This is a genomic window from Glycomyces paridis, assembly GCF_004912155.1.
Lineage (GTDB): Bacteria > Actinomycetota > Actinomycetes > Mycobacteriales > Micromonosporaceae > Glycomyces > Glycomyces paridis.
The window spans coordinates 56,576-82,102 of record NZ_STGX01000008.1; the positions used below are offsets into that span (position 1 = coordinate 56,576).

Here is a 25,527-nt window from a genome sequence, read left to right on the forward strand (position 1 = left end):
CCGGGCAACTACGCTTGGGGCGTGCTCAGACGCATCGACCTTTCAGGAGAAGTCGCCGGTTACCCGGCCCGCGCCCTGCGCGAGCTGATGCCGCGCGCCGCGTTCGACGTGAACGAGGCGCTGCGGTCGGTCCAGCCGCTCATAGACGACATCGCCCGCCGCGGGACCGCCGCCGTGGTCGAGATCGTCGAGCGGTTCGACGGCGTGCATCTGGAGCGCCTGCGGGTCCCCGAGTCCGCGATCAAGGACGCCGTCGCCGGGCTCGACCCCGACCTGCACCGCGCCTACCGGACCTCGATCGACCGGGTCCGCGCCGCGCACGAGGCCCAGCGCCTCCCCGAGACCGTCACCGAGGTCGCCCCCGGCGGCACCGTCACCGAGCGGTACCTGCCGGTCGGCCGCGTCGGCCTGTACGCGCCCGGCGGCCTCGCCGTGCTCGCGTCCTCGGTCATCATGAACGCCGTCCCCGCGCAGATCGCCGGAGTCGGCTCGGTCGCGCTCGCGTCCCCGGCCCAGAAGACCAACGGCGGCCTGCCCGACCAGGGCATCCTCGCCGTCGCCGGACTGCTCGGCATCGACGAGGTGTACGCCGTCGGCGGCCCCGCGGCCGTCGGCATGTTCGCGTACGGGACCGAGGAGTGCGAGCCGGTCGACATGATCACCGGCCCGGGGAACATCTACGTCACCGCCGCCAAGCGCGCCGTGCGCGGCCTGGTCGGCATCGACGCCGAGGCCGGGACCACCGAGATCGCCGTCATCGCCGACGCGACCGCCGACCCGGTCCACGTCGCAGTCGATCTGATGAGCCAGGCCGAGCACGACCCGGCCGCCGCCTCGGTGCTCATCACCGACTCGGCCGACCTCGCCGACGCCGTGGACGCCGAACTGGCCCGCCGCGCGCCCGAGGCCCGCCACTCCGGTCGCATCCTGACCGCGCTCGCGGGGGAGCAGTCGGGGACGATCCTCGTCGCCGACATAGACGAGGCGGTCGCCGTGGCCGACGCCTACGCCGCCGAGCACCTGGAGATCCAGACCGCGAACGCCCGCGAGGTGGCCCTGCGCATCCGCAACGCCGGGGCGATCTTCGTCGGCGCGTACTCGCCGGTCTCCCTCGGCGACTACTGCGCGGGCTCCAACCACGTCCTGCCCACGGGCGGGTGCGCCCGCCACTCGGCGGGGCTGAGCGTCCACACGTTCCTGCGCGGCGTGCACCTCATCGACTACTCCCGCGAGGCCCTCGAAGCGGTCGCGGTCGACGTGGTCAACTTCGCCGTCTCCGAGGACCTGCCCTCCCACGGCGAGGCCGTGACCGCCAGATTCGAGGCGAAATGAGCGGGATCGAGGACCTGCTCCGCGAGGACCTGCGCGGGAAGACGCCGTACGGCGCGCCGCAGCTCGACGTCCCGGTGCAGCTGAACACCAACGAGAACGCCTTCGCGATCCCCGAGGACGTGGCCGCCGTGGTGGCCGAGTTCGTCGGCCGGGAGCTGCGCGGCCTCAACCGCTACCCCGACCGTGACGCCGTGGCGCTGCGCGAGGACCTCGCGGCCTACCTCGGGCACGGCCTCACCGCCGACCACGTGTGGGCCGCCAACGGCTCCAACGAGATCCTCCAGCAGCTCCTACAGGCCTTCGGCGGGCCGGGCCGCACCGTGCTGGGCTTCATGCCCTCGTACTCGATGCACCCGCTGCTCGCCCGCGGCACCGCCACCGCGTTCGTGGACGCCGGGCGCGAGGACGACTACACGCTCGGCCCGGACTTCGTGCGCGCGGCGATCACCGAGCACGACCCGGACCTGGTGTTCCTCGTCTCGCCGAACAACCCGACCGGGACCGCGCTCGACCGCGAGGTGGTCGAGGCCGCCTACGGTGCCGCGCGCGGCCTGGTCGTCATCGACGAGGCCTACGCCGAGTTCGCCCGCGACCCCGGCTCGACCGCGCTGGGCCTGCTCGAAGGGCGCAGGCGGCTCGTCGTCACGCGCACGCTCTCGAAGGCCTTCGCGTTCGCCGGGGCCCGCGTCGGCTACCTCGCCGCCGACCCCGAACTGGTCGAGAAGCTCCTGCTGGTGCGCCTGCCGTACCACCTGTCGAGCATCACGCAGGCGGCCGCGCGCGGCGCCCTCGCCTGCGCCGCCCGCCTCCAGTCCGAAGTGGACGAACTCAAGCACCAGCGCGACAGGATCGTGAAGAACATGCGCGCCAAGGGACTCCCCGTCGCCGACTCCGACGCGAACTTCGTGCTCGTCGGAGGCCTGCGCGACGCGGCCGCCGTCTGGCGCGCCATCCTCGACGAGGGCGTCCTCATCCGCGACGTCGGCCTCCCCGGCCGGCTGCGGATCACCGCCGGGAGCGAGGAGGAGACCGCCGCGCTCCTCGACGCGTTCGACACCGTCTTGGAGCGACGACCAGCATTGTTTGACCTACAGGAGCAAGCCAAGTGAGCCGCACCGCGCACATCGTCCGAACCACCGGTGAGACCAGCGTCGACGTCTACGTCGACCTCGACGGCACCGAGAAGACGGTGGAGGTCGCCACCGGCGTCGGCTTCTACGACCACATGCTCAACCAGCTCGGCAAGCACGGCGGGTTCGACCTCAAGATCGCCGTCAAGGGCGACCTGCACATCGACGCCCACCACACCATGGAGGACACCGCGATCGCCCTCGGCCAGGCCTTCGCCGAGGCCCTCGGCGACAAGGCCGGCGTGGTCCGCTTCGCCGACGCCTCGGTGCCCCTGGACGAGGCGCTCGCGCGCGCCGTGGTCGACCTCTCGGGCCGCCCGTACATGGTCCACGACGAGCCCATGGACCTCGCCCCGACCGTCGGCCCCGACTACCCGACCTCCATGACCCGCCACATCCTGGAGTCCTTCGCCCACCACGCCCGGATCTGCCTGCACGTCACCGTGCTCCGCGCCGCCAACCCCGGCCAGAAGCCCGACGCGCACCACGTCATCGAGGCCCAGTTCAAGGCCCTCGCGCGGGCCCTGAAGTACGCCACGCGCATCGACGGCACCGACATCCCCTCCACCAAGGGCGTCCTGTGAACTGGGCGGGGCCGATCCTGCTCATGGCCCTCGCCGGCATCCTCCTCGGCGGGTCGCTGAGCCTGCGCAAGAGCGAGAAGTACGCCGCCTCGATCGTCGTCGCCGTCCTCGCCCTCGCCGCCTTCGGCGGCGGCATCTACCTCGTCTACGGCTAAGGGGGACAAGGTGACCAAGCCAACCGTGGCCCTGTTCGACTACGGCTCGGGGAACCTGCGCTCGGCCTTCCGCGCCCTGGAGCGCGCCGGGGCCGACGTGACCCTCACGAGCGACCTCGCCGCCGCCCGCGCCGCCGACGGGCTCTTCGTGCCCGGCGTGGGCGCCTACGCCGCCTGCATGGAAGGCGTCCTCAAGAGCGGCGTCGACGCGGTCGTGCGCGAGCGGGCCGCCTCCGGCGCGCCCGTCCTCGGCGTGTGCGTCGGCGAGCAGATCCTCTTCGAAGAGGGCGTCGAGCACGGCGTCCAGACCCGCGGCGTCGGCGTCCTCGAAGGCCGCGTCGAGCTCCTCGACGCACCGCGCGTGCCGCACATGGGCTGGAACACCGTCGCCGCCGACCAGGGCATGGCGCTCTTCGCGGGCATCGACCCGTCCGAGCGGTTCTACTTCGTGCACTCCTACGCCGCCAAGGCGAAGCCCGAGGGAGCGCGGGTCGCGACCGCGGTCCACGGCGAGCCGTTCATCGCCGCCGTGGAGCGCGGCCCGATCAGCGCCTGCCAGTTCCACCCCGAGAAGTCCGGCGACGCCGGGTACGCACTGCTGACCAACTGGATCAAGGATCTGTGATGACCGAACTTCAACTCCTGCCCGCCGTCGACGTGACCGGCGGCAAGGCGGTCCAGCTCGTCCAGGGCGTCGCCGGCTCGGGCAAGCAGTACGGCGACCCGCTCGAAGCGGCCCTCGAATGGCAGCGGCAGGGCTCGTCGTGGCTCCACCTCGTGGACCTCGACGCCGCCTTCGGGCGCGGCACCAACCACGAGCTCCTCGCCGAGGTCGTCGCCAAGGTCGACATGCAGGTCGAGATCTCCGGCGGCATCCGCGACGACGAGACCCTCAAGCGCGCCTTGGACTCCGGGGCCCGCCGCGTCAACATCGGCACCGCGGCCCTGGAGAACCCCGAGTGGTGCGACCGGATCTGCGGCGAATACGGCGACCGCGTCGCCATCGGCCTCGACGTCAAGGGCGGGCGCCTGGCCGCGCGCGGGTGGACCCGCGAGGGCGGCGAGCTCTTCGCGACCCTGGAGCGCCTGGAGCGCGCCGGGTGCGAGCGCTACGTGGTGACCGACGTGAACTCCGACGGGATGCTCTCGGGCCCCAACCTCGACCTGCTGCGCTCGGTCTGCGAGGCCACCGACAAGCCCGTGATCGCCTCCGGCGGCGTGTCCTCCCTGGACGACCTGCGGGCGCTGGCGGGCCTGACGGGCGTCGGCGTCGAGGGCGCGATCGTGGGAACGGCGCTGTACGAGCGTAACTTCACGGTCGCTGAAGCGTTGAACCTGTTGCAGGGACTGTAACCACAGGGGAGGCGCGCATGGCTTTGGTCGAACGGGTTCCGGAGACCGGGCCGTGGGCGCAGCTCTACGGATACTCGCGCGCCGTCGCGGTGGGGCCGCTCGTGCTCACGAGCGCCTGCACCGCCGACGTGGAGGCCCGCCCGCACCTCAAGGGGGACCCCGCCGGGCAGGCCCGCGAGGCGTTCCGGACCGCGCTCGACGCGATGGTCCACGCGGGCGCCGGGGTCTCCGACGTGGTGCGCTCGCGCCTGTACGTGACCGACCCGGCCCACGCCGACCCGGTGGGCCGGGTCCACGGCGAGTTCTTCGGCGTCGTCCTCCCGACCGCCACGGTCGTCATCGTCAACGGCCTCTTCCACCCCGGCCAGCTCGTCGCGATCGAGCTGGAGGCCTTCAGGGCCTGGCGCGACATCGACTAACTGCGAGCGGACCTCGCGTCACGGACGGTGTCGGACGCCGCGGGTAGGTTTGCGAACAAGGGGACCCCCCGGTGCCCGATATGCGGAGACACTCCCGGTCGATACGGAATGATGCAGGGTGTTACGCCGCCTGGCGACTTAACGACCGTTCAGTATCATTGGCCGTGGGTCCGACCGAAGGCCCGCCGCAACTTCGCCAAAAGTGAGGTGTCACCGTGGACGCTGAAGAGATCGCCGAAGGCCGCGAGCGCTGGGCCAAGCGCTACGCCTCCGCCGCCAAGCGCGACGCCGACTTCACCACCCTTTCGGGGTTGGAAGTCGAACCCGCCTACGGTCCGCCCGAAGGGCACGCCGACCCGCGCATGGACCGCATCGGCTGGCCCGGCGAGTTCCCGTTCACCCGCGGGCTCTACCCCACCGGCTACCGCGGGCGGCCCTGGACCATCCGCCAGTTCTCCGGCTTCGGCAACGCCGAGCAGACCAACGCCCGCTACAAGATGCTCCTGGGCGCCGGCGGCGGCGGCCTCTCCGTCGCCTTCGACATGCCCACGCTCATGGGCCGCGACTCCGACGAGCCCGAGTCGCTCGGCGAGGTCGGCCACTGCGGCGTCGCGATCGACTCCACCGACGACATGGACCGCCTCTTCGGCGGCATCGACCTCGGCGCCGTCACCACCTCGATGACCATCTCGGGCCCCGCGATCCCCATCTTCTGCATGTACCTCGCCGCAGCCGAACGCCAGGGCGTCGACATCGCGACCCTCGACGGCACCCTCCAGACCGACATCCACAAGGAGTACATCGCGCAGAAGGAGTGGCTGTTCCCGCCCGAGCCGCACCTGCGCCTCATCGGCGACCTCATGGCCTACTGCGCCGAGAACATCCCGCGCTACAAGCCGCTCTCGGTCTCCGGCTACCACATCCGCGAGGCCGGATCGACCGCCGCGCAGGAGCTCGCGTTCACCCTCGCCGACGGGTTCTCCTATGTGGAGCTCGGCCGTTCGCGCGGCCTCGACGTCGACGTCTTCGCCCCAGGGCTCTCGTTCTTCTTCGACGCGCACATCGACTTCTTCGAGGAGATCGCCAAGTTCCGCGCCGCCCGCCGCATCTGGGCGAAGTGGCTGCGCGACGTCTACGGCGCCACCACCGAACGCGCCCAATGGCTCCGCTTCCACACCCAGACCGCCGGGGTCTCCCTCACCGCACAGCAGCCCTACAACAACGTGGTGCGCACCGCCGTCGAGGCCCTCGCCGCCGTCATGGGCGGCACCAACTCCCTGCACACCAACGCCCTCGACGAGACCCTGGCCCTCCCCACCGACCAGTCCGCCGAGATCGCCCTGCGCACCCAGGCGGTGCTGCGCGAGGAGACCGGCGTGACCAATGTGGCCGACCCCCTCGGCGGCTCCTGGTACGTCGAGGCGCTCACCGACAAGATCGAGGCCGAGGCCGAGGACCTGTTCCTCCAGATCCTCGCCCTCGGCGGCGAATCGGGCACCGACCCCGCCGAGGTCGCGCGCGAGGCCATGCGCGCGGACGCCGCAGGGCGCCACGCGATCGGACCGGTCACCTCGGGCATCCTGCGCGGCATCGAGGACGGCTGGTTCAACGCCCGCATCGCCGAGGCCGCCTTCACCTACCAGCAGCAGCTCGAGGACGGCACCAAGCACATCGTGGGCGTCACGAAGCTGCACGACACCGTCACCCCCGACCTGGAGATCCTCCGCATCTCCGGCGAGGTCGAGCAGGGCCAGCGCGCGGCGCTCGCCGAGCGCCGCGCCGGGAGGGACAACGCCGCCGTCGAGCGCGCGCTGGCCGAGATCGTCGCCGCGGCAAGGGGAACGGCGAACATGATCGAGCCGATCCTGGACGCCGCCCGTGCGGAGGCGACGCTCGGGGAGATCTGCGGGGCGCTGCGGGGGGAGTGGGGCGACTACCGTGAGACCACGGCGTTCTGACCGTTCCCGCTGCAACGCAACCCTTCCGGGTCGACGGCGGACAAGTGGCGCGGCGGGGGGTTTGCGACCGCTCCAGGTGGGTACCCGGCGGTAACCGGACACGGTGTCCCCCCGGGACACCGGCCCGGTCACCTCACAAACAGACAGGTTTCCCCGGATTCGACCTTTTCATTCTTGTTCTCGATTCCCGAACTGCCTTACAATCAGAAGCGTCAGATGCCTCCACCCGAGGCGACATGCTTCAAACCGATGTCCCTGACAGGACAGGAGGGCGATCGCATGGCGGACACACGAACTACGAGCGAGCGCCGGCACACCAACGAGTACGCGCACCTCGCGCCGCTCTTCGAAGAGATGGCGCGCCTGGACGGGGACGACCCCCGCCGCGCGGACCTGCGCGACAGGCTCGTCACCGGCCATCTCCCGCTGGCCGAGCACATCGCGCAGCGGTTCTCCGGCAAGGGGATCGCGAAGGACGACCTCGTGCAGGTCGCCTCAGTGGGCCTCATCCACGCCGTCGACCGGTTCGATCCGGGCCACGGCGCCGAGTTCCTCTCCTACGCGGTGCCGACCGTGATGGGCGAGGTGCGCAGGCACTTCCGCGACACCAGCTGGCCGATGCGCGTCCCGCGCCGTCTCCAGGAGCTGCGCATCGCGCTGAACCAGGCCGGGGGAGAGCTCTCCCAGCGCCTGGGCCGGCCGCCGACGGACGCGGAGCTGGCCGAGCACCTCGGCATCACCGAGACCGAAGTGCACGAAGGCAACGAGGCGCGCCAGGCCTACCGGGCGCTGTCGCTGGACGAGCCGTCCTTCCCCGACGGCGAGCGTCCCTCGCTGGCCGAGTCGGTGGGCGAGGAGGACGCGGCGCTCGGCCTGGTCGACGACCACGAGTCGCTGGCGCCGCTCATCCAGGAGCTGCCGCAGCGAGAGCGCCGCATCCTGGCGCTGCGCTACTTCGGCGACATGACCCAGAACCAGATCGCCGAGGAGGTCGGCATCTCGCAGATGCACGTCTCCCGGCTCCTCCACCGCACCCTCGAGGACCTGCGGGACGGCCTGGAACAGGACATGGAGCAGGCGGTCTCCTAGCGACTCATGGATCGTGAGGCGGCGGGCCTTCGGGCCCGCCGCCTTCTCGGCGTTCACACGTCGCGGTGGGCGAGGGCGTCGCGGATCTTGTCGATGAAGCCGACCCCGGGGCCGAGGACGAGGTTCCCCGGCGGGGTGTGCGGCGCGTGCGGGTGGGGCCGGGTCGGCGCGAACTCCTTGGCGGCCAGCACTTTGTAGCCGAGGAACTGGAGCTCCTCCTCGTCGCAGGCCGCGCGCAGGCGCGGCAGCAGGTGGCGCTCCTCCTCGTCGAGGTGGTGGCGCACGTCGGCGATGAGCCGCTCGACCAGCGGTTCGAAGCGGTCGTCCTCGGGGCCGAGCCCTTCGAGGGCCTTCATGACCTCGTCGGCCTCGGCGTGCTCCTCGATCTCGTGGGCGACGATGTCGGCGCCGTCCTCCAGCCGCGACTTCGCGGCCGGGTACATGAACTGCTCCTCGGCCACCGAGTGGCGGACGAGTTCGGCGATGAGGTGGTCCACGAGGTCCTTGCGGCCCTCCGTGTCCGGCCCGCCGCGTTCGAGCGCGACGAAGACCGCTTCGAAGGCCCTGTGGTCCTTGACGATCACGTCGATGAGGTCGGTGTCCTGCCGTACTTCGTCGTGCTGCGCGTCGCTCATCGGCGCTCCAATTCGGTCGGTTCCGCAGGCCACCGAAGTACCCGGCATGGTGCGGGCGAAACGCGGGTACCCGCCGCGCACGCCGAGCGAGAGGAGGGGACATGCCGATGCGCGGGACCGGCGCCGGGCCGTTCGTGCCGCCCTCGGGCGATCTCGCGCGCCTGCGCGAGTCGGCGGCGACCTGCGAGGGCTGCCCGCTGTTCGCCGACGCGGCCGCGACGGTGTTCGGGCTGGGTGATCCGAGCGCCCGCGTGGTCGTGGTGGGGGAGCAGCCCGGGGACGCCGAGGAGCGCGCCGGGGCGCCGTTCCAGGGCCCCGCCGGGGCGCTGCTGGACCGGGCCCTGGAGGAGGCCGGGATCGACGCCGGGGCGGTCTACCGGACCTACGCGGTGAAGCACCGCAAGAGCGCGGCCGTCGGCCCGACCGGGCGGCGGGTGCGCCTCAAGCCGGTCCGCCGCGAGCTCGCGGCCTGCCGCCCGTGGCTCCTGGCCGAACTCGACGCGATCAGGCCCGAGGTCGCGGTCTGCCTGGGCGCGAGCGCCGCCCACGCGCTCCTGGGGCCCGATTTCCAGGTCGCCGCGCACCGGGGCGTCCTGCACACCGTCGATCTTCCCGAGCTGCGCCTGCGGGTCCTGGCGACCGCCCGCCCCGAGGCCGCGGCCCGCCTGCGTGAACCCGACCGGACCGACGCCTACGCCCGCCTCCTCGCCGACCTCCGCCCTGTCGCGGCCGCCCTGCGCACCGCGGGAGGCACGTGAGCCCGCAGGCGGAGCGACATTCGCGCTTCGGTGTACTGCACGGACCGTCTCGTTCGAGGGGACCGAACCAGGGCGGGTTCACGGTGCAGTGCACGGTCCGTCTCGCATTCGGCGGCTCGCAGCCGTGCGCGCCCGCATCAGGCGCCCCCGGCCGCCGCGAACCGAGACGCCGCACGCGGCCCGTCTCCCGTTCGGCGCCCCGGGCACGCGAAAGGGCCGCCGGTCGCTCCGGCGGCCCCGATCTCCTCGGTCATGCCTTGATCGCGTCCACGAGTTCGCCCAAGGCGGCGTCGGAGACGCCGTGCGAGACGTCGGCGAGCGCGATGATGCCCACCAGGCGGCCCTCGTCGATGACGGGTATCCGGTTGATCTGGTGCTCCTTCATCTTCGCGATCGTGATCGCGACGTCCTCGTTCGCGTCGGCGAGGATCAAGTGGCCCTGCGGAAGCCGGTCGACGGTGTACATCGCCGGGTCCTGGCCGGTGGCCATCACCTCGATCACCAGGTCGCGGTCGGTGACCATGCCCTTGATCTTCTTGTCCTCGGCCCCGCAGATCGGCAGGGCGCCCACGCCCATCTCGGCCATGAGGCGCGCCGCGTCTGCGGCAGTGCCGTCGCTCGGGACGCAGGTGCACCCGGTGTGCATGAGGTCGCGTGCCGTCGCCATGCTGCTCAACTCCTTCGTCGTGGTCCGTTCCGGACCCGCCGGGTACCCCTCCGGCGCGGACTCATGCCGCCGCGAACGGACCGAACGCGCGCGTCGGCGCCCCGGGACAGTCCCGGGGCGCCGACGCGGTCCCCCAGATGCAGGTCTTCGGGGTGCCGCCGCCCGGAGCGGAGCCCTCTACAGTCCGCTCCGAACGACGGGTTATGTCCCCACCGACCGGCTACCCGCCGCGCGCCGGAGTATGCGCGGCCTCGTCGTCCGGTTCCCGCGGGTTTCCGCCCCGCCGGGCCGGGAACCCGAACCGTGAGGACCGGCGGACCGACTGGGCCGGTCCGAGACGCACGGAGCCGAGCCCGAACGCGTGAGCGGGCGGGCGGAGAGGACGACATGGAGGTTCGACACGACCCCGAGGCGCGGGCCATCCGCGAGGCCGAGCGCGAGCAGCGCGACGACCGGCACCGGGCGGGCCGCGGCGACTGGGACGAGCGGGACCGCTCCGTCGGGCAGATCGTCGGAGACCTGACCTCGCAAGTCGCGCACCTGGCGCGCGTCGAGGCGCAGCTGGCGGCCAGAGAGGTCGCCGACAAGGCCAAGCGCGGCGCCGCGGGCGGCGGCATGTTCGCCGCGGCGGGCGCCTTCGCCCTCTACGGCGGGGCCGCGTTCGCGCTGGCGGGCGGCGTGGCGCTTGCGCTCGTGTGGCCCGCGTGGCTCGCGGCGCTCGCGATGGGCGTCGTGCTCTTCGCGATCGCGGGCGCGGTGGCGCTCATCGGGCGTTCGATGCTGCGCCGGGCCATGCCGCCGATCCCCGAGGAGACCATGGAGCGCGCCCGCGAGGACGCGGCGGCGCTGCGGGGGAGGCGGGAGCGATGACGGCGGTGCCGCCGAGCGCGGCCGTCCCGCCCGGGGTCGGCCTCGCGCCGCCCCCGGTGATCGGGCTGCCCTACGGCACCGGACCGGAACCGACCGGAGAGGAGGAGCGGCTCATGCACCAGCGTGAACGGACGCTCCAGGACGCCGAAGCGGACGACAGGAAGTCCACGGCGGAGCTCGAAGACGACGCCGAGCGCACCCGCGAGGCGCTCAACCACTCGGTGCTGGAGCTGCGCGAGCGGCTCGGCCTCGACCCCGACGCGGAGCACGCGCACGGCCTGTTCGCGCCGATGCGCCGCCACCCGCTCACCGTGGTCGTCGCGGCCGCCGGGGCGGCCACGACCGCCGTGGTCACCATGTCGATCTTCCGCAGCCGCCACCACAGGCCGACCGGGCGGGTCGCCGCCGCGCGCGAGAGCACCGCGGTCAGCGCCAAGAGCGTCGCCAAGGAGGCGCTCAAGGCCGGGAAGCGGCGCCGCAAGGCCGCACGCAAGCGCGTGAACGCCGCCAAGCACGCGATCGGTTCGGCGACCGCCGCAGTGCGGTCGGGCTCGGGCAAGGCCGCCCGCCGCCTGACGCACCACTAGCCGACGCGACCAGAGCGAACCGGCGGGCCGCGGCCCGCCGGTTCTTTCTGCGCGCTGAGCGCGCCGGCACGGGCGACAACCTGGAGGCGGCCCGTTGGGCATGGGCGACTCGGTGCGCGGACCAGGTCCGCCGCTCCCTGCGGGAACCGGTCCGGCGGGGCGCCTCGCCGCCGCCCTGAGGCCCGTGCGCCCGATCCGCCGCGACAGTCCCTGCCCGACGCAGTCCCCGAAGCCTCCCGCCCCGCTGAGGGACGTCGGTCACACCTCGAGCCCGGTGCGGCCGTGGGCGGGGGCCGATCGGCGTCGACTGTCCGGTTCGCCCGGCGCGACGCCTGACCGCAAGTGGTGCTGAACGTGTGAATGCGTTAAGTTGTGGAGGATCCACCTGTGGGCACAGCCGTTTCGCGCGCGGTGGACCGACTGCATGTGAGCGGTCACTTTCAAGCACGAGACAAGGAGGCCGCAATGACAGGCAGCGACAACGGTGCCGTCGCCATCGGGATCGACTTCGGCACGCTGTCGGGCCGCGTCGTCGTCGCATCGGTGGCCGACGGGCGCGAGCTCGCCAGCGCCGAGCACGTCTACACCCACGGCGCCATCGAGACGGCCCTCCCGGGCTCCGGCGTCCGCCTCCCGCGCAGCTGGGCCCTCCAGTCCCCGCAGGACTGGGTCGACGTCCTCAAGAACGCCGTCCCCGCGGCCCTGGCCGCCGCCGGCGTCACCGCCGACCGCGTCGTGGGCGTCGCCACCGACTTCACCGCCTGCACGATCCTCCCCACGACCGCCGACGGCACCCCGCTGTGCGAGCTCGACGACCTCAAGGACCGCCCGCACGCGTGGCCCAAGCTGTGGAAGCACCACGCCGCGCAGGGCCAGGCCGACCGCATCAACGCCGTCGCCGCCGAGCGCGGCGAGTCGTGGCTGCCGCGCTACGGCGGCAAGATCTCCTCGGAGTGGGCCTACGCCAAGGGCCTCCAGCTCCTCGAAGAGGACCGCGAGGTCTACGACCGGGCCGAACGCTGGATCGAGGCCGCCGACTGGATCATCTGGCAGCTGTGCGGCGAGGAGACCCGCAACGTCTGCACCGCCGGCTACAAGGGCATCGTGCAGGACGGCGAACGGCCCTCCCGCGAGTACCTGGCCGCGCTCAACCCCGACTTCGCCGGTTTCAACGCCAAGATGGAGCACCCGCTGTCGGCCCTGGGCGACCGGGCCGGCGGGATCACCGCGCAGGCCGCCGCCTGGACGGGCCTGAACGAGGGCACCACCGTCGCGGTCGGCAACGTCGACGCGCACGTCACCGCCGCCTCCGCGAAGGCCGTGGGCGCCGGGAAGCTCGTGGCGATCATGGGCACCAGCACCTGCCACGTCGTCAACGGCGAGAACCTGACCGAGGCCCCGGGCATGTGCGGCGTCGTCCGCGACGGCATCACGCCGGGCCTGTGGGGCTACGAGGCCGGGCAGTCGGGCGTGGGCGACATCTTCGCGTGGTTCACCGCCAACGGCGTGCCCGCCGCCTACACCGAGGCCGCCGCCGCGAAGGGCGTCTCGATCCACGAGCACCTGACCGAGCTGGCCGCCGAACAGCCCGTGGGCGCGCACGGCCTGGTCGCCCTCGACTGGCACTCGGGCAACCGCTCGGTCCTGGTCGACCACGACCTGCACGGCGTCGTCCTCGGCCTGGGCCTCCAGACGCGGCCCGAGGAGATCTACCGGGCGCTGGTCGAGGCGACCGCGTTCGGGACCCGCATGATCGTGGAGACGCTGACGAAGTCGGGCGTGCCGATCGAGGAGTTCGTGGCCGCGGGCGGCCTGCTGAAGAACAAGTGGCTCATGCAGACCTACTCCGACGTGCTGCGGATGCCGATCACCGTGCTCACCTCCGGGCAGGGCCCGGCGCTCGGCTCGGCCATCCACGCGGCGGTCGCCGCGGGGGAGTACCCGGACATCTACGCGGCCTCGGAGGCCATGGGCAAGGTCGAGCGGGACGCCTACGTCCCCGACCAGGCCCGCGCGGACGCCTACGACGAGCTGTACGCCGTCTACGAGGAGCTGCACGACCACTTCGGGCGCGGCGGCTCGCGCGCCCTGCACACCCTGCACCGGATCGCCGCGGAGGCCGCCAAGTGAGCTACTCGTCCACTCCCGCCATCCAGGAGATGAAGGCGCGCGTCTGCGCGCTCCACGCCGAGCTCCTGCGCTGGGGCCTGGTGACCTGGACCAGCGGCAACGTCTCGGGCCGCGTCCCGGGGACCGACCTCATCGTCATCAAGCCCAGCGGCGTCTCCTACGACGACCTGGCGCCCGAGCTCATGGTCGTGACCGACCTGGACGGGAAGATCCTCGAAGGCGACCTCGCGCCCTCCTCCGACGCGGAGAGCCACAACGAGGTCTACCGGCGGATGCCCGAGGTCGGCGGGGTCGTGCACACGCACTCCCCGTACGCGACCGCGTGGGCGGCGCGGGCCGAGCCGATCCCGTGCGTGCTCACGGCGATGGCCGACGAGTTCGGCGGGGAGATCCCGCTGGGCCCGTTCGCGCTCATCGGCTCCGACGCGATCGGCAAGGGGATCGTGGAGACGCTCCGCGGCCACCGCTCCCCGGCGGTGATCATGCAGAACCACGGCGTGTTCACCATCGGCAAGGACCCGAAGTCGGCCGTGAAGGCCGCCGTCATGGCCGAGGACGTGGCGCGCACCGTCCACCTCTCGCGCCAGCTCGGCGCGACCGTGCCGATCCCGCAGGCCGACATCGACCGGCTCTACGACCGCTACCAGAACGTCTACGGCCAGCAGCCGGCCCCGAAGGAGCAGTAGGAAGTCATGGGAAACAAGGAACTCTGGTTCGTCACGGGCAGCCAGCACCTGTACGGGCCCGAGGCGATCGAGCAGGTCGCGCAGAACTCGGCCGACATCGTCGCGGGGCTCGACGGCGCCGACGCGATCCCCGTCAAGGTGGTCGCCAAGCCGGTCCTGACCACGCCCGAGGAGATCCGGCGGGTCCTGCTGGAGGCGAACTCGTCCGACGACTGCATCGGCGTGATCGCCTGGATGCACACGTTCTCGCCCTCGAAGATGTGGATCGCCGGGCTCGGGGCCCTCCAGAAGCCCCTGCTGCACCTGCACACGCAGCACAACCGGGACCTGCCGTGGGCCGACATCGACATGGACTTCATGAACCTGAACCAGGCCGCCCACGGCGACCGCGAGTTCGGGTACATGCTCACGCGCCTGCGCCACCGCCGCAAGACCGTCGTCGGCCACTGGGGCGACGCGCAGGTGCAGCGGCGCGTGGGCGACTGGGCCCGGGCCGCCTTGGGCTGGAACGAGGTCCAGAACCTCAAGCTCGTGCGCTTCGGCGACAACATGCGGTACGTGGGCGTCACCGAGGGCGACAAGGTCGAGGCGCAGATCCGCCTCGGCGTCGAGGTGAACACGTACGGCGTCAACGAGCTGGTCGAGCGCGTCGCGTCCATCGAGGACAAGGCCGTCGACGAGCTGGCGGCGGTCTACGAGGCCGACTACGACGTGGTGCCGGAGCTGCGCGCCGGCGGCGCGCGCCACGAGTCGCTGCGCGACGCGGCCCGCATCGAGCTGGGCCTGCGCTCCGTTCTCGAGGAGCACGGCGCGAAGGCGTTCACCGACACCTTCGAGGACCTCGGGAAGCTCAAGCAGCTCCCGGGCATCGCGGTGCAGCGCCTCATGGCCGACGGCTACGGCTTCGGCGGCGAGGGCGACTGGAAGACCGCGGTCCTGGTGCGGCTCATGAAGGTCATGGCGACGGGTCTCGAAGGCGGCACGTCCTTCATGGAGGACTACACCTACAACCTCGGCTCGGAGACCCCGCAGATCCTCGGGGCGCACATGCTCGAAGTGTGCCCCACGATCGCGTCCGAGCAGCCGACCGCGGAGATCCACCCGCTGGGCATCGGCGGCAAGGAGGACCCGGTGCGCCTGGTCTTCACGGCCCCGCCCGGCCCGGCCCTCATGGTCGGCCTCCTCGACCTCGGCACCCGGCTCCGCCTGGTGGCCAACGAGGTCGACGCGGTCGAGCCCGACGAGGACCTCCCGAACCTGCCGGTCGCGCGCGCCGTGTGGGTGCCCCGCCCCGACCTCCAGACCTCCGCCGAGGCCTGGCTGACCGCCGGCGGCCCGCACCACACCTCGTTCACGCAGGCCTTCGGCCGCGAGGTCATGGAGGACTTCGCCGAGATCGCCGGGATCGAACTGGTGACCATCGGCGCGGACACCAACGCCCGCGAGTTCAAGCAGGAGCTGCGCTGGAACCAGGTCTACCACCACCTCGAGGGCGGTATCTGATCCGATGTGGAGGGCGGGCCCGGTCTCGGGCCCGCCCTTCGCGTTCGCGGCTACCGCTCCGAGCGCATGGCGACCTCGCCGATGCTGCCCTCGGGGAGGGACTTGGGGTCGACCAGGCCGCGCATCGTGGCGATCACCACCATCTGGAGCGTGGTCTCGGCGCCGAGCTTCTCGCAGATGGCGTCGATGTGGCGGCGGAGGTGGCGGGCGGAGATGCCCAGCCACGCGGCGGCGGTGTGCTGGTTCGGCGCGGCGATGACGTGCGAGAGCACCTGGAGTTCCGCCTCGGTGAGCGTCGCTGCCGTCTGATCGTCGCTGGTGATGCCCGGTCCGGTAGGACTCACATGCGGTCCCTTCCCCCGCTGTGGCGGCGGGGTGCAGTCGAGATTCGAGGGGGTGTCGGTCCCTGTCGGGTCCCGGCCCGCGGCGCCGAAACCGCGGCCGTCCGATCGGGACGATCGTAATGAACCGCCGCCACCGGCCCAAAGCATCCGATAACCGGTCGACGGCCTTGGCGCGCAGCGGTTCAGACGAGCCATCGGCGCATCCCCGGCGTCAGGTCCCACCCGTCCGCGTCGAGCCGCATCCCGGCCAGCGCGTCGATCCCCGCGGCCTCCAGGAGCCCGGCGACCGCCCTGCGCGCCAGGGGCGCGCCGATGCAGGCGTGGCGGCCCCGGCCGAAGGACACGTGCGGCGGCCCCTCGCGGTCGGCGCGGAGACGCTCGGGCTCGGGGAACCGCCGCGGGTCCCGGTTCGCCGAGAGCAGGACCAGCACCACCTGGTCCCCGGCCCGGATCTCCTTGCCGCGCAGCACGAAGGCCTCGCGGGCGATCCGCACGGCGAAGTGGAACGGGGCGGCGAGACGCAGCAGCTCCTCGACGAACCCGTCGCGGTTCCCGGTGAAGTCGGCCCACAGCCCCGGCTCGGCCCCGAGACGCTCCACGGCGTACACGGCCACGCTCAGCGTCGGTTCGACGGCACCGGTGAGGACCTGCGCGTAGACGGCCGTGGCGTCCTCGCCGTCGAGGACGCCGTCCTCGCGCGCGTCGGCGAGCGCCGCCCCCAGCGGCCCTCGCCGGGCCGCGACCGCCGCCGCGGCGTACGCGCCCAGCGCCTCGTGAGCGGCGAGGGCCTCGGCCAGGCGCCGCTCGGTGACGTCGGCGCCCGACATCGCGGCGAGGATCGCCTCCGCCCACGCCGAGAGCTCGGCGAAGTCGGACCCGTCCGCGAGCAGCCCCGTCAGTCCCGCGCCGATCGCCTCGCGCAGCCGTCCAGGCGTCGGCCCGTGCCGCAGCGCCTCGCCGGTCGCGCGTGCGGCGGCCTCGACGTGCCCGGGCCGGAAGAGCGGGTGCATGGCCCGCCGCAGCGCCGTGTGCCGGGGCGGGTCGGTGAACGCCGGCCACCGGTCGACGAACGCGTGCCACCGGCCCAGCGGGCTCTCAGGGTCGGCCGGCGCCTGCGGGGCCGCGGGCTGCGCCGCGAGGCGCCGGTCCGTCAGCAGCGCCGCGACGTCGTCGTAGCGCGTCACGAACCACGAGTCCGCCCCGGCGTCCCACATGACGGGGGCGCGCTCGCGCAGGGCGTTGAACCAGCGCGTGGGCCTCGGCAGCGCCTCGGGCGCGTCCGCCTGAACGTCCATCGTGGATCGTCACCACTCCACCGGCAGCGCGGTGACCCCGTAGGAGGCCGCCGTGTCCTGCATCGGGACCTCGTGCGGGTCGACCGCGAGCCGCAGTCCCGGGAACCGGGCGAACAGCTCCTCGAAGACGATCCCGATCTCGATCCTGGCGAAGTTGTGGCCCAGGCACTGGTGCGGCCCGTACCCGAAGGCCAGGTGCGAGGCCCGGCCCAGGTCCGGCCGGAACGACCCGGCGTCCTCGAACCGGTCGGGGTCCCGGTTCGCCACCGCGATCGCCGCGACCACCGGCTGCCCGGCCGCGACCGCGCCCCCGGCGACCTCGGCGTCACCCGTGGGGACCCGCACGACGCCCAGGTTGTTGGTGGGCAGGAACCGCAGCAGCTCCTCCACCTCCGCGTCGCGCCCGGCCGGGTCGGCGAAGCGCCGCTCCTCCTTCGCCTCCTCGGCCAGGTAGTAGAAGGCGCCCATGCCGAGGACGTGCGAGACCGGGGCGTGCCCGGCCATGCGCAGCGCGAGCGCGAACGACGCCGCGACCCCGTCGGTGACCTCCTCCTCGGCCATGAGGTCGCTGAGCAGGTCCTCGCCCGGCGCGCGCCGCTTCGCGGCGGCCAGCGCCACGAGCGCGTCCCACATCGCCTGCATCGCACCGAGCTCGTCGGCCTCCGGGTCGTCGCCGTCGATGACCTCGATCTGCGCGGTGAGCAGCGACTCCAGCTCGGGCGGGACGCCGAGCAGGTCGCACACCACCCGCGCCGGGGTCGGCCACGCGAAGGCCGCGAAGAAGTCGACGGGCGAGCCGAGGCCGCGCATCCGCTCCAGCTCCTCCACGACGATCGCCCGGATGCGCGGGGCGGCCCTGCGCGCGGCCCGCATCGTGAAGCGGCCGTTGAGGAGCCGCCGGTACCGGGCGTGCTCCTCGCCGTCGAGGCCGAAGAACCAGCCGGGGATCGCCTCGCCGCCGTCCAGCGGCGGCGGCTCGTTCACCATCGACGCGAACCCCGGGTCGGCCAGCACCGACTTCGTCGCGTCGAAGGAGGCGAGGAGCCACGCGGGCCGCCCGCTCGGGGTCGCCAGGGGCGCGATCCCCGACGCGTCCCGCGCCTCCTCGTACTCCGCGATCGCCCCGAACGGGCAGCGCCTCGTCAGGCCCTCGGCTCCGGGCATGGGCAGTGCGGTCATGTCACGCCTCCTCGTCGGCGGTCGGTTCGTTCCGGCGGTGGGCCCGCGGGCCCGCGTCCGCCACGAGGCGGCCGACGCCGTCCCGCGCGTACAGCTGCGCCCGCTGCGTCGAGAGCAGGCCTTCGAGCACCGTGAGCAGGCGCTCCCAGCCGATGAACATCCCGACCATGCCCGGCGGGGCCGATTCGAGCGCCTCGGACAGGTACCCGTACCGCTCCTGCGCGTCCTCGATCCCGGCCAGCCGGAGGTTCTCCTCGAACTGGTCCCGGTTCGCGTACGCGCGCACGTGCGCGACCTCGATCCCCTTGAGGTACAGCTCCGCGTCGGCGATGCGCTCGCCGCCGTCGGGGCCCGTCTCGCGCCGGGAGGTGATCGAGCGGACCGGGTAGGCCGAGCCGCCGCCCTCGCCCTCGCCCCACGACAGCGGCAGGTACGCCTCCCAGGCCGGGTTCCATTGCAGTGCGACGGCGGCGGGCACGTCAGCGCCGGGCATGACGTACGAGGCGGCGGTGTCCAGGACGCGGTGCACCGTCGCCGCGTCGGCCTCGCCGGCCTCGATCGCCAGCCGCACCTCGGCGCCCGGCCGCTCCAGCGCCGACTCCTCGCCCTCCAGGACGATCACCGCGGCCCCGGCCCGCTCCAGTCGCTCGACCAGGACGCGCCGCGCCGCCGCCGACCAGGTCGCCGGAACGGTGAACAGCGTGACCTGCTCCAGCGGCACCTGACGGCCCGTCGCCGCCACGTCCGGCATCCCCTGCGGCGCGCTCACCGTGAAGTCCACCTCGCCCAGGTCCACCCCGGCCGCCTTCGACAGCGTCCGCACCAGGTCCTCGACCTGCGCCATGCAGGCGCCCAGGCCCTCGAACGTGGTCGCGAACACCAGCTGCTCGAACTCCATCAGGTAGTGCTCGGAGGCCGCCGCCCCGTCCCCGGACTCGAAGCGCATGCAGCGCCCGAACGTGTAGCTGCGGTCCAGGCCCTCGGCGAGCGCCGTGTACAGCGGGAACTCCGGCGACTGGAGCACCCGCAGGTCGAGGTCGCCGATCCGGCTGTGCGACAGGCGGAACTCCTCGGCGCCGTACTCCTCCGAGCGCGCCCACGCCATCGGCAGCACGATCTCCTCGAACCCCCGCTCCTCCAGCCACGCCCGCGCGGTCCGCCGCAGCCGCGCCGCCGACGAGAGGTGCCCGGCCGGGCGCACCGCGAGCCTCGGACGGCGCCGCGCCCCCGACCCCGCGGCGTCGGCCTCGATCTTCTCCACGGTGAACCGGGCCGCCTCGGTGCGCGTCCCGAACACCACCGCCGCCGTCTCCCGCGGCAGTCCCCGGGGGACGCCGTCGAGCTCGATCCAGCCGCGCATCGTCGCCAGGTAGTCCGTGCCCTTGTCACGGATCAGCCACCCTGCCAGTCGCTCCATTGAGTCCTCCATCCGAACGTTCCTCCCGGCGCCGTCGCCGGACGCCGCTGCACCGCACCGCCGCTCAGGCGGGCTGCTCCGCGCGAGCCGGAGCCCCGCGTCCGACCCGCGCCGCGGGCCCGAGCCGGCCCGCGGCCACGACCGCCGCGCACGCCGCCGCCGCGCCCAGCGCGCACCACCGCACGGCCCCCTCGACGCCCACCGCCTCCCACAGCAGCCCGGCGACCAGGTCCCCGAACGCCATCGAGAGCCCCAGGACGGCGCTCATGATCGACGACATCGTCGCCCGCAGCTCGTCGGGGAACAACTGCTGCGCCCGCATCGAGTTGAGGCACATGAGCAGTCCCGTCAGCGCCTCGGCGGCCAGCAGGGCCGCGCCCGTCCCCACCGCCCCCGCGCCGACCGCGAACAGCGCCGCGCACGTGAGGAGCACCCCCGCCGGCAGCACCGCCCCGACCGGGAACCGCTCGGTGAACTTCGTCGCCCACGCCCCCACCGCCGAGGCCACCGTGAACACCAGCAGCACCATTCCCAGCGCCTCGGCCTCGAAGCCGATGGGCCCCAACGCGAGCGGCTGCCACGTCAGGATCACCACGGTGAGCACGAACCCGATCACCGCCGTGTACAGCAACTGCGTGCGGATCTCCCCGCGCACCGCGAGCGCGAAACCGCGCCCCAGCAGCCGCAGCGTCGAGTCCTCGGTCCCCGAGCGGTACTCCGGCCAGCGCAGCCGCACCCACAGCGCCACCGGCAGCAGCAGCGCCCCGGCGGCGACGAGCGCGGTCTCCACGTCGATCCGGCCGGTGGTGAGGAACACCGCCCCCGCGGCGGCGGCCGAGGCCGACCACCGCACGATGTGGACCTTGCGCACCACCTCGGCCACGCCCTCGTCGCCGATCTCCTCGTGGAGCCGGTTGAGGACCAGCGCCGTCGGGGCCCCCGAGTAGCAGGACTGGCCGATGCCCCACAGCGCCAAGGCGACCGTGATGAGCAGCATCGACTGCGAGAGCCCGAACGCCATGAGGCCCAGCCCCCACAGGCCGACGCCCGCCACGAGCATCCGGCGCTGGCCGTACTTGTCTCCCCAGGCGCCGCTCGGCGTCTCCACGAGGTTCGCGAGCACGCCCGAGACCGCCAGCGCCACGCCGATCATCGCGCCGGTGAGGCCCCCGTTCATCATGTGGACGACGACGGTGGCGCCGAACACGAAGTCCGCGAAGGACACCAGGGCGACGAGCGCGCACAGGCGGCGCACCAGGACAGTTCTCACGAGCGCTCCATTCTCATTGCGGCCGCGGCCCTCACGTGAGCACCAGGCAGTCGAGCTTCACGCAGGACCCTGGCCGCTTCGCCGCGGCGGCGGCGGCCTTGCGTTCGAGCACGGCGGCGGGGTCGGCGGTCGCGATGTTCCCGAACGACTCGGCGTCGCGCTGGGGGCACAGCCAGATCTCGCCGTCGGCGTTGACGAAGACCCCCTGCTCGGCGGCCGCGCAGCCGGGCGTGGGGGAGAGCTGCCCGGTGCCGAGGTACCGGCGCATCCGCCGGTAGTAGCCCTCGCGCCCGAGGAGGTCGCGCTGCTCCTCGATGAGCGCCGAGAGCGTCGCGGTGGCCTCGGGCCCGATGGTGCGCAGGCTGAGCGGGTGGGTCTCGGGGACGCCGACGGGCATGAGTTCGAGGGCGAGGCCGCGTTCGCGCACGAAGCGGACGATCTCGGGGAGGTCGGCGTGGTTCTTCGCGGTGACGACGACGCAGACCTGGAGGTCGCGGACGCCGTTGTCGAGGAGCCTGGCGATGCCCTTGAGCGTGGCCTTCGTGCCGCCGCGCACCCGGTCGCCGATGTGGTCGGAGACGTGGTCGATCGAGACGTGGACCTCGGTGCCGGAGGCGGCGAGGAGTTCGGCGGTGGCGTCGCGCACGAGGACGGCGTTGGTGAAGACGGCGGTGCCCGCGGCGTGCCGGGACGCGGCGGCGAGGAGTTCGGGGAAGTCCTCGCGCAGCAGCGGCTCGCCGCCGGTGAAGTTCACGCGCTCGACGGCGATCCCGGCGTCCCGGCACCGCTCCAGCCAGCGGTCGTAGACCGGGGCGTCGACGGGGGTCGGCGCGTACGAGGAGGAGCCGACCTCGTACCAGCAGTACGTGCAGCTGAGGTTGCACGAGTTGGCGATCATGAAGGTCTGGTCAGCCAGCATGAGGCGTTCCCTTCTCGGCGTTGAGGGTCGGCGCGGCGGCGACGGTGCGCGGCAGGCCCGCCCCGGCGCGGGCGCGGGCCTCGGCGGTCCGGTCGGCGAGGCGGTCGAGCCGGTCGGGCTCGTCGCGGAGGGCGCGGCGCGCGGCCAGGACGAGCGCGCCGCGTTCGGCGAGCGCGGGCTCGCCGGTGCGGATCTGGCGTTCGTAGACGGCCGCGTAGACGGTGTCGGCGCGGTCGCCGAGGACCTCGGCGGCGACGGTCCACGCGATGGCGTCGACCCAGGCCTCCCAGGCCGCGTCGGGCGCGAAGCGGACGAGGCCGCCGAACCACTGGTGCAGCAGTTCGTGCAGCAGGTAGAGCCACTGGGTGCCCGCGGCCTCGACGTCGAGGCGGTCCGAGACGAGGACGACGCCGGGGAAGGCGAGCGCGCGGGGCCATTCGTGGTCGCTGGAGTAGACCGCCACGTCCCAGTCGAGCGCGCCGAACCGGTCGGTGCAGCGCCGCCACGCCTCGGCGAGCCGCGCCCAGTCCCGGTCGCAGCCGCCGTCGCCGCCGAAGCGCGCGCGGGCTGTGAAGCCGCCGTCGCCCGCGGGGAGCGCGACGAGTTCGCCGACGCGGGGGTCGCCGAGGCGCGCGAGGGCGTCGAGGTTGTGGAAGGCGAGGTTGGGCAGTGCACGCGCTCCCGCCGCGCGCGCGTCGATCGGGTCGTCGAAGCGGCGCCCGTGCACGGCCCGGTCGCCGGTGCCGGCCACGACGGGTTCGGTGACGGCTCCGAGGTCGAGGTCCGCCGCCGTCGCGCCGTTCACGGGGCCGTCGCCTCGGCGGCGGCCCCGACCAGGCGGGCGCGGGCCGTTCGCGGCAGCGGCAGGTCGTAGTGGACGTCGTCGGCGACGTCGCCGCCGATGAGGGTGTTGTCGCCGAATCCGATGTGGAGGGAGTCGGCGGCCTTCTCGCCCAGCGCGGTCGTGGGTATCCACCGCGCGTCGGGGTTGACGCCGAAGCCGATCTCGACGATCGGGCGCAGGTCTGCGGGCCGCCCGTCCGCCTCTACCAGCCGCCCGTCCTCGACGGTGTACCGGCGGGACCGGTCCTCGCCGGGGCCGTCCTGCACGGTGAGCGGGCCCTGGACCGAGTCGGGACGGCAGGCGATCCACACCTCGCCGAGCGGCAGCTGGAGCACGGGGAGGTCGGTTGCGGCGGAGCCGAAGTCGGTGCGCACGCTCCAGGGCCGGCCGACGCGGAGGGCGCGGTCGGTGTCGGCCTCGGCGTCGGAGCCGAAGCGGATTTCGAGGGCGTCGGCGGCGTCGAGCCGCCGCGCGAGCCGGTCGGCGCGCTCGCGGAGGGCGTCGAGGGGCGTGGCGAGGGCGCGCAGGTAGACCTCGGTGAGCGCGGCGCGCAGCGCGGGGTCGGCGAGGCCGTGCGGGTAGTCGACGCAGACGAACGCGGTGCCGTTGCCGCACAGCCGCTCCAGGTCGGCGGGGCCGCCGCCGTGCGGGTCCCCGCCGAAGGGGTCGTGGTGCACCACGAGGTCGCACGGCAGGAGTTCGCCCTGGAACCGCACCTGTCCGGCGCGCTCGCCGGGGGCGGGCGGCGCCCACTCCCGGTCGCCGTCGTCGAGGGTCCGGTGCGCCACCTGCCAGCCGAGGCGGCGGCACGCGTCCGCGAGCAGCATCCACAGGGGATCGTCGCCGCGGGTGACGAGGAGGGCGCGGCCCGGCGCCGGGCGAAGGAGCGCGATCGCCGCCGCCATCGCCTCGGCGGCCCGGCCGGCTCCGCTCATGCGGTCCGCTCCGCGGTGATGACCTTGGCGGTCATGGTGCGCATGAAGTCGCACCGGTCCGAGCTGAGGCGGTCGCCGCCCCACAGGAGCTTCTCCAGGGTGCAGGGCCCGCCGCAGATCTGGCTGGCGATGCAGCCGTCGCACTCGTCCACGGTGGGGCCCTCGAAGTGCCAGCGGCGGCCGAACTCGATCGGGTCGGCCTCGCGCGGGCTCTCCACCCGGTGGTCGTTGTGGTGCACCAGGCACAGCGAGCGGCGCCCGTCCGCGCTGACGTACATCGGCCAGGTGCTCTCCTCGGGCTGGAAGAGGTTGCCGTCGATGCAGTGGTCGGACTGGGGGGTCTTGGTGCGCAGGTGGAGCGGGATGAAGGTGCCCGGGGCCTGGAAGGTGACGCCGTTCTCCAGGCAGAACAGCCACATGTCGAAGACGACGCGGGCGAGCTCGGTGCCGCCGGTCTCCCAGCCGTCCGCGGTCGGCTGCGGCGAGTTCAGCGCGATGAGCGCCGGTTCGATCCCCGACTCCTCGACGAACCAGCGGACGTACTCGGGCAGGCGCCGCAGGTTCTGCGGCGTGGCCGTCATGAGGATCGAAGGGCTCCCGCCGAGGGCGGCCCAGCGCTTGATGCCCTCGGCGGCCTTCTCATAGGTGCCGCGGCCGCTCTTGAAGATGCGCATCCGGTCGTTGACCTCGGGCGGCCCGTCGAAGCTGAAGATGAGGTCGAACTCGCGCTCCAGCAGCCAGCTCGCGCGGCTCTCGGTGAGCACGGTGCCGTTGGTGGTCATCGTCTGGCGGTAGGAGGCGATGCGGCCCTCGTCGCGGGCCTTCGCCACGTACGCGTCGGCGAGCTGGATGAGCGGCCATTCGAGCATCGGCTCACCGCCGAAGTACTGGATGTTGACGTCGTCGCCCTCGGCCTGGCCGATGAACCACTCCAGCGTCTCGGTGAGGGTCTCCTCGCTCATCCGGGGCTGGTCGTCGGGGTAGAGGGCCTGCTGGAAGCAGTAGGTGCAGGCCATGTTGCAGCGTTCGGTGAGCGAGATGCGCAGGTTGTTGAAGTGGCCCCGGCCCTGGCGCGCCTTGGACTCGCGGCTCTCGGCGAGGCGCCGCATGGCCTTGCCCGGTTCGGTGCGCTCGGGCACCAGCAGGCCCTCGGCGATCAGGGAGGCCACGTCGACGTCGGGGTCCGCCGCCTCGGCGCCGTCCGCGTGCGCGCCGAGCAGCCGGGCCTCGGCGGGCGTGAGCTGCCAGGTGTCGAGGCTGAGGCTGTTGAAGGCGTAATGGCGGCCTTCGAACTCGAGAAGGTGGATATACCGGTCGACGAACAGCTGCACGTTCCACTCCGTTTGCCCTGGGTCTTTGACGGCGTCTCGATTCGGACCGAGTCCTCGGCGGTGGACGACCGGTCGGGAGGCGGCGCCGGCCCGACGGCACCCCGCGACCATTACGGTCCAACGTGGAGGTTCGAGAC

26 protein-coding genes are annotated in these 25,527 nt (G+C 73.1%); 15 read left to right on the plus strand and 11 right to left on the minus strand.

Annotation, left to right across the window (positions count from 1 at the left end):
- The first annotated feature begins 21 nt into the window (after positions 1–21).
- The 9 genes from hisD to E9998_RS12040 all read left to right on the plus strand — a co-directional run bounded on the left by hisD (position 22) and on the right by E9998_RS12040 (position 8,020).
- The gene (gene hisD, locus E9998_RS12005) at positions 22–1,332 is read left to right on the plus strand and encodes a histidinol dehydrogenase (protein WP_192907084.1); all 1,311 of its coding nucleotides are present in this window, start codon (positions 22–24) and stop codon (positions 1,330–1,332) included.
- Positions 1,329–2,441, plus strand: coding sequence for a histidinol-phosphate transaminase (locus tag E9998_RS12010; protein ID WP_136529939.1), 1,113 nt, complete (start codon positions 1,329–1,331; stop codon positions 2,439–2,441). The genes hisD and E9998_RS12010 overlap by 4 nt, the downstream gene beginning before the upstream one ends.
- Positions 2,438–3,046 (plus strand): imidazoleglycerol-phosphate dehydratase HisB, encoded by a 609-nt coding sequence (gene hisB / locus E9998_RS12015; protein ID WP_136529940.1) that lies wholly within the window; start codon positions 2,438–2,440, stop codon positions 3,044–3,046. Before E9998_RS12010 ends, hisB begins: the two co-directional genes overlap by 4 nt.
- Positions 3,043–3,201: a hypothetical protein gene (locus E9998_RS25315; RefSeq protein ID WP_158299786.1), complete on the plus strand. Its 159-nt coding sequence runs from the start codon at positions 3,043–3,045 to the stop codon at positions 3,199–3,201. Before hisB ends, E9998_RS25315 begins: the two co-directional genes overlap by 4 nt.
- 10 nt (positions 3,202–3,211) lie before the next feature.
- The gene (hisH, locus tag E9998_RS12020) at positions 3,212–3,826 is read left to right on the plus strand and encodes an imidazole glycerol phosphate synthase subunit HisH (RefSeq protein WP_136529941.1); all 615 of its coding nucleotides are present in this window, start codon (positions 3,212–3,214) and stop codon (positions 3,824–3,826) included.
- Entirely contained in the window at positions 3,826–4,554 is a 729-nt protein-coding gene (gene priA / locus E9998_RS12025; RefSeq protein WP_136529942.1) for a bifunctional 1-(5-phosphoribosyl)-5-((5-phosphoribosylamino)methylideneamino)imidazole-4-carboxamide isomerase/phosphoribosylanthranilate isomerase PriA, read from the plus strand. Before hisH ends, priA begins: the two co-directional genes overlap by 1 nt.
- Positions 4,555–4,571: 17 nt before the next feature.
- Positions 4,572–4,973 carry a Rid family hydrolase gene (locus tag E9998_RS12030; protein WP_136529943.1) on the plus strand — a complete coding sequence of 134 codons (402 nt, stop codon included), beginning with the start codon at positions 4,572–4,574 and terminating at the stop codon, positions 4,971–4,973.
- A gap of 215 nt (positions 4,974–5,188) precedes the next feature.
- Positions 5,189–6,931 carry a coenzyme B12-dependent isobutyryl-CoA mutase large subunit gene (locus E9998_RS12035; protein WP_136529944.1) on the plus strand — a complete coding sequence of 581 codons (1,743 nt, stop codon included), beginning with the start codon at positions 5,189–5,191 and terminating at the stop codon, positions 6,929–6,931.
- A gap of 279 nt (positions 6,932–7,210) precedes the next feature.
- Positions 7,211–8,020 carry an RNA polymerase sigma factor SigF gene (locus tag E9998_RS12040; RefSeq protein ID WP_136529945.1) on the plus strand — a complete coding sequence of 270 codons (810 nt, stop codon included), beginning with the start codon at positions 7,211–7,213 and terminating at the stop codon, positions 8,018–8,020.
- A gap of 53 nt (positions 8,021–8,073) precedes the next feature.
- Here the strand turns inward: E9998_RS12040 and E9998_RS12045 are convergent, their stop codons facing one another.
- The gene (locus tag E9998_RS12045) at positions 8,074–8,655 is read right to left on the minus strand and encodes a hemerythrin domain-containing protein (protein WP_136529946.1); all 582 of its coding nucleotides are present in this window, start codon (positions 8,653–8,655) and stop codon (positions 8,074–8,076) included.
- Between the two features lie 101 nt (positions 8,656–8,756).
- Here E9998_RS12045 and E9998_RS12050 point away from each other — a divergent pair, with 101 nt between their 5' ends.
- Positions 8,757–9,413: a uracil-DNA glycosylase gene (locus E9998_RS12050; RefSeq protein ID WP_136529947.1), complete on the plus strand. Its 657-nt coding sequence runs from the start codon at positions 8,757–8,759 to the stop codon at positions 9,411–9,413.
- Between the two features lie 250 nt (positions 9,414–9,663).
- On the opposite strand, the gene E9998_RS12055 is transcribed toward E9998_RS12050, so the two are convergent.
- On the minus strand, positions 9,664–10,080 hold the full coding sequence (locus tag E9998_RS12055; protein WP_136529948.1) for a CBS domain-containing protein: 417 nt from the start codon (positions 10,078–10,080) through the stop codon (positions 9,664–9,666).
- 387 nt (positions 10,081–10,467) lie between these two features.
- Here E9998_RS12055 and E9998_RS12060 point away from each other — a divergent pair, with 387 nt between their 5' ends.
- From E9998_RS12060 to araA, 5 genes are all read left to right on the plus strand, one after another.
- Positions 10,468–10,950, plus strand: a complete 483-nt coding sequence (locus tag E9998_RS12060) for a phage holin family protein (RefSeq protein WP_136529949.1) — start codon at positions 10,468–10,470, stop codon at positions 10,948–10,950.
- On the plus strand, positions 10,947–11,537 hold the full coding sequence (locus E9998_RS12065; RefSeq protein ID WP_136529950.1) for a hypothetical protein: 591 nt from the start codon (positions 10,947–10,949) through the stop codon (positions 11,535–11,537). Before E9998_RS12060 ends, E9998_RS12065 begins: the two co-directional genes overlap by 4 nt.
- 465 nt (positions 11,538–12,002) lie before the next feature.
- Positions 12,003–13,667, plus strand: a complete 1,665-nt coding sequence (araB, locus tag E9998_RS12070; RefSeq protein ID WP_136529951.1) for a ribulokinase — start codon at positions 12,003–12,005, stop codon at positions 13,665–13,667.
- The gene (locus tag E9998_RS12075; protein WP_240037590.1) at positions 13,664–14,353 is read left to right on the plus strand and encodes an L-ribulose-5-phosphate 4-epimerase; all 690 of its coding nucleotides are present in this window, start codon (positions 13,664–13,666) and stop codon (positions 14,351–14,353) included. Before araB ends, E9998_RS12075 begins: the two co-directional genes overlap by 4 nt.
- Before the next feature lie 6 nt (positions 14,354–14,359).
- Positions 14,360–15,856: an L-arabinose isomerase gene (gene araA, locus E9998_RS12080; RefSeq protein ID WP_136529952.1), complete on the plus strand. Its 1,497-nt coding sequence runs from the start codon at positions 14,360–14,362 to the stop codon at positions 15,854–15,856.
- Positions 15,857–15,906: 50 nt separating this feature from the next.
- On the opposite strand, the gene E9998_RS12085 is transcribed toward araA, so the two are convergent.
- From E9998_RS12085 to E9998_RS12125, 9 genes are all read right to left on the minus strand, one after another.
- Positions 15,907–16,200: a helix-turn-helix domain-containing protein gene (locus tag E9998_RS12085; RefSeq protein ID WP_136529953.1), complete on the minus strand. Its 294-nt coding sequence runs from the start codon at positions 16,198–16,200 to the stop codon at positions 15,907–15,909.
- A gap of 182 nt (positions 16,201–16,382) precedes the next feature.
- Positions 16,383–17,495 (minus strand): cytochrome P450, encoded by a 1,113-nt coding sequence (locus E9998_RS12090; RefSeq protein ID WP_136529954.1) that lies wholly within the window; start codon positions 17,493–17,495, stop codon positions 16,383–16,385.
- A 9-nt stretch (positions 17,496–17,504) separates the two neighbouring features.
- Entirely contained in the window at positions 17,505–18,674 is a 1,170-nt protein-coding gene (locus E9998_RS12095) for a cytochrome P450 (protein WP_136529955.1), read from the minus strand.
- Between the two features lies 1 nt (position 18,675).
- On the minus strand, positions 18,676–20,091 hold the full coding sequence (locus E9998_RS12100) for an amino acid--tRNA ligase-related protein (protein WP_158299787.1): 1,416 nt from the start codon (positions 20,089–20,091) through the stop codon (positions 18,676–18,678).
- A 64-nt stretch (positions 20,092–20,155) separates the two neighbouring features.
- On the minus strand, positions 20,156–21,361 hold the full coding sequence (locus tag E9998_RS12105; protein ID WP_136529957.1) for an MFS transporter: 1,206 nt from the start codon (positions 21,359–21,361) through the stop codon (positions 20,156–20,158).
- A gap of 31 nt (positions 21,362–21,392) precedes the next feature.
- Complete coding sequence (locus E9998_RS12110; protein ID WP_136529958.1) at positions 21,393–22,280, minus strand: radical SAM protein; 888 nt, start codon at positions 22,278–22,280, stop codon at positions 21,393–21,395.
- Positions 22,270–23,085 (minus strand): M1 family metallopeptidase, encoded by an 816-nt coding sequence (locus E9998_RS12115; RefSeq protein WP_136529959.1) that lies wholly within the window; start codon positions 23,083–23,085, stop codon positions 22,270–22,272. Before E9998_RS12115 ends, E9998_RS12110 begins: the two co-directional genes overlap by 11 nt.
- Positions 23,082–24,059: a M29 family metallopeptidase gene (locus E9998_RS12120; protein WP_136529960.1), complete on the minus strand. Its 978-nt coding sequence runs from the start codon at positions 24,057–24,059 to the stop codon at positions 23,082–23,084. The genes E9998_RS12115 and E9998_RS12120 overlap by 4 nt, the downstream gene beginning before the upstream one ends.
- Complete coding sequence (locus E9998_RS12125) at positions 24,056–25,390, minus strand: radical SAM protein (protein WP_136529961.1); 1,335 nt, start codon at positions 25,388–25,390, stop codon at positions 24,056–24,058. Before E9998_RS12125 ends, E9998_RS12120 begins: the two co-directional genes overlap by 4 nt.
- Between the last annotated feature and the right edge of the window lie 137 nt (positions 25,391–25,527).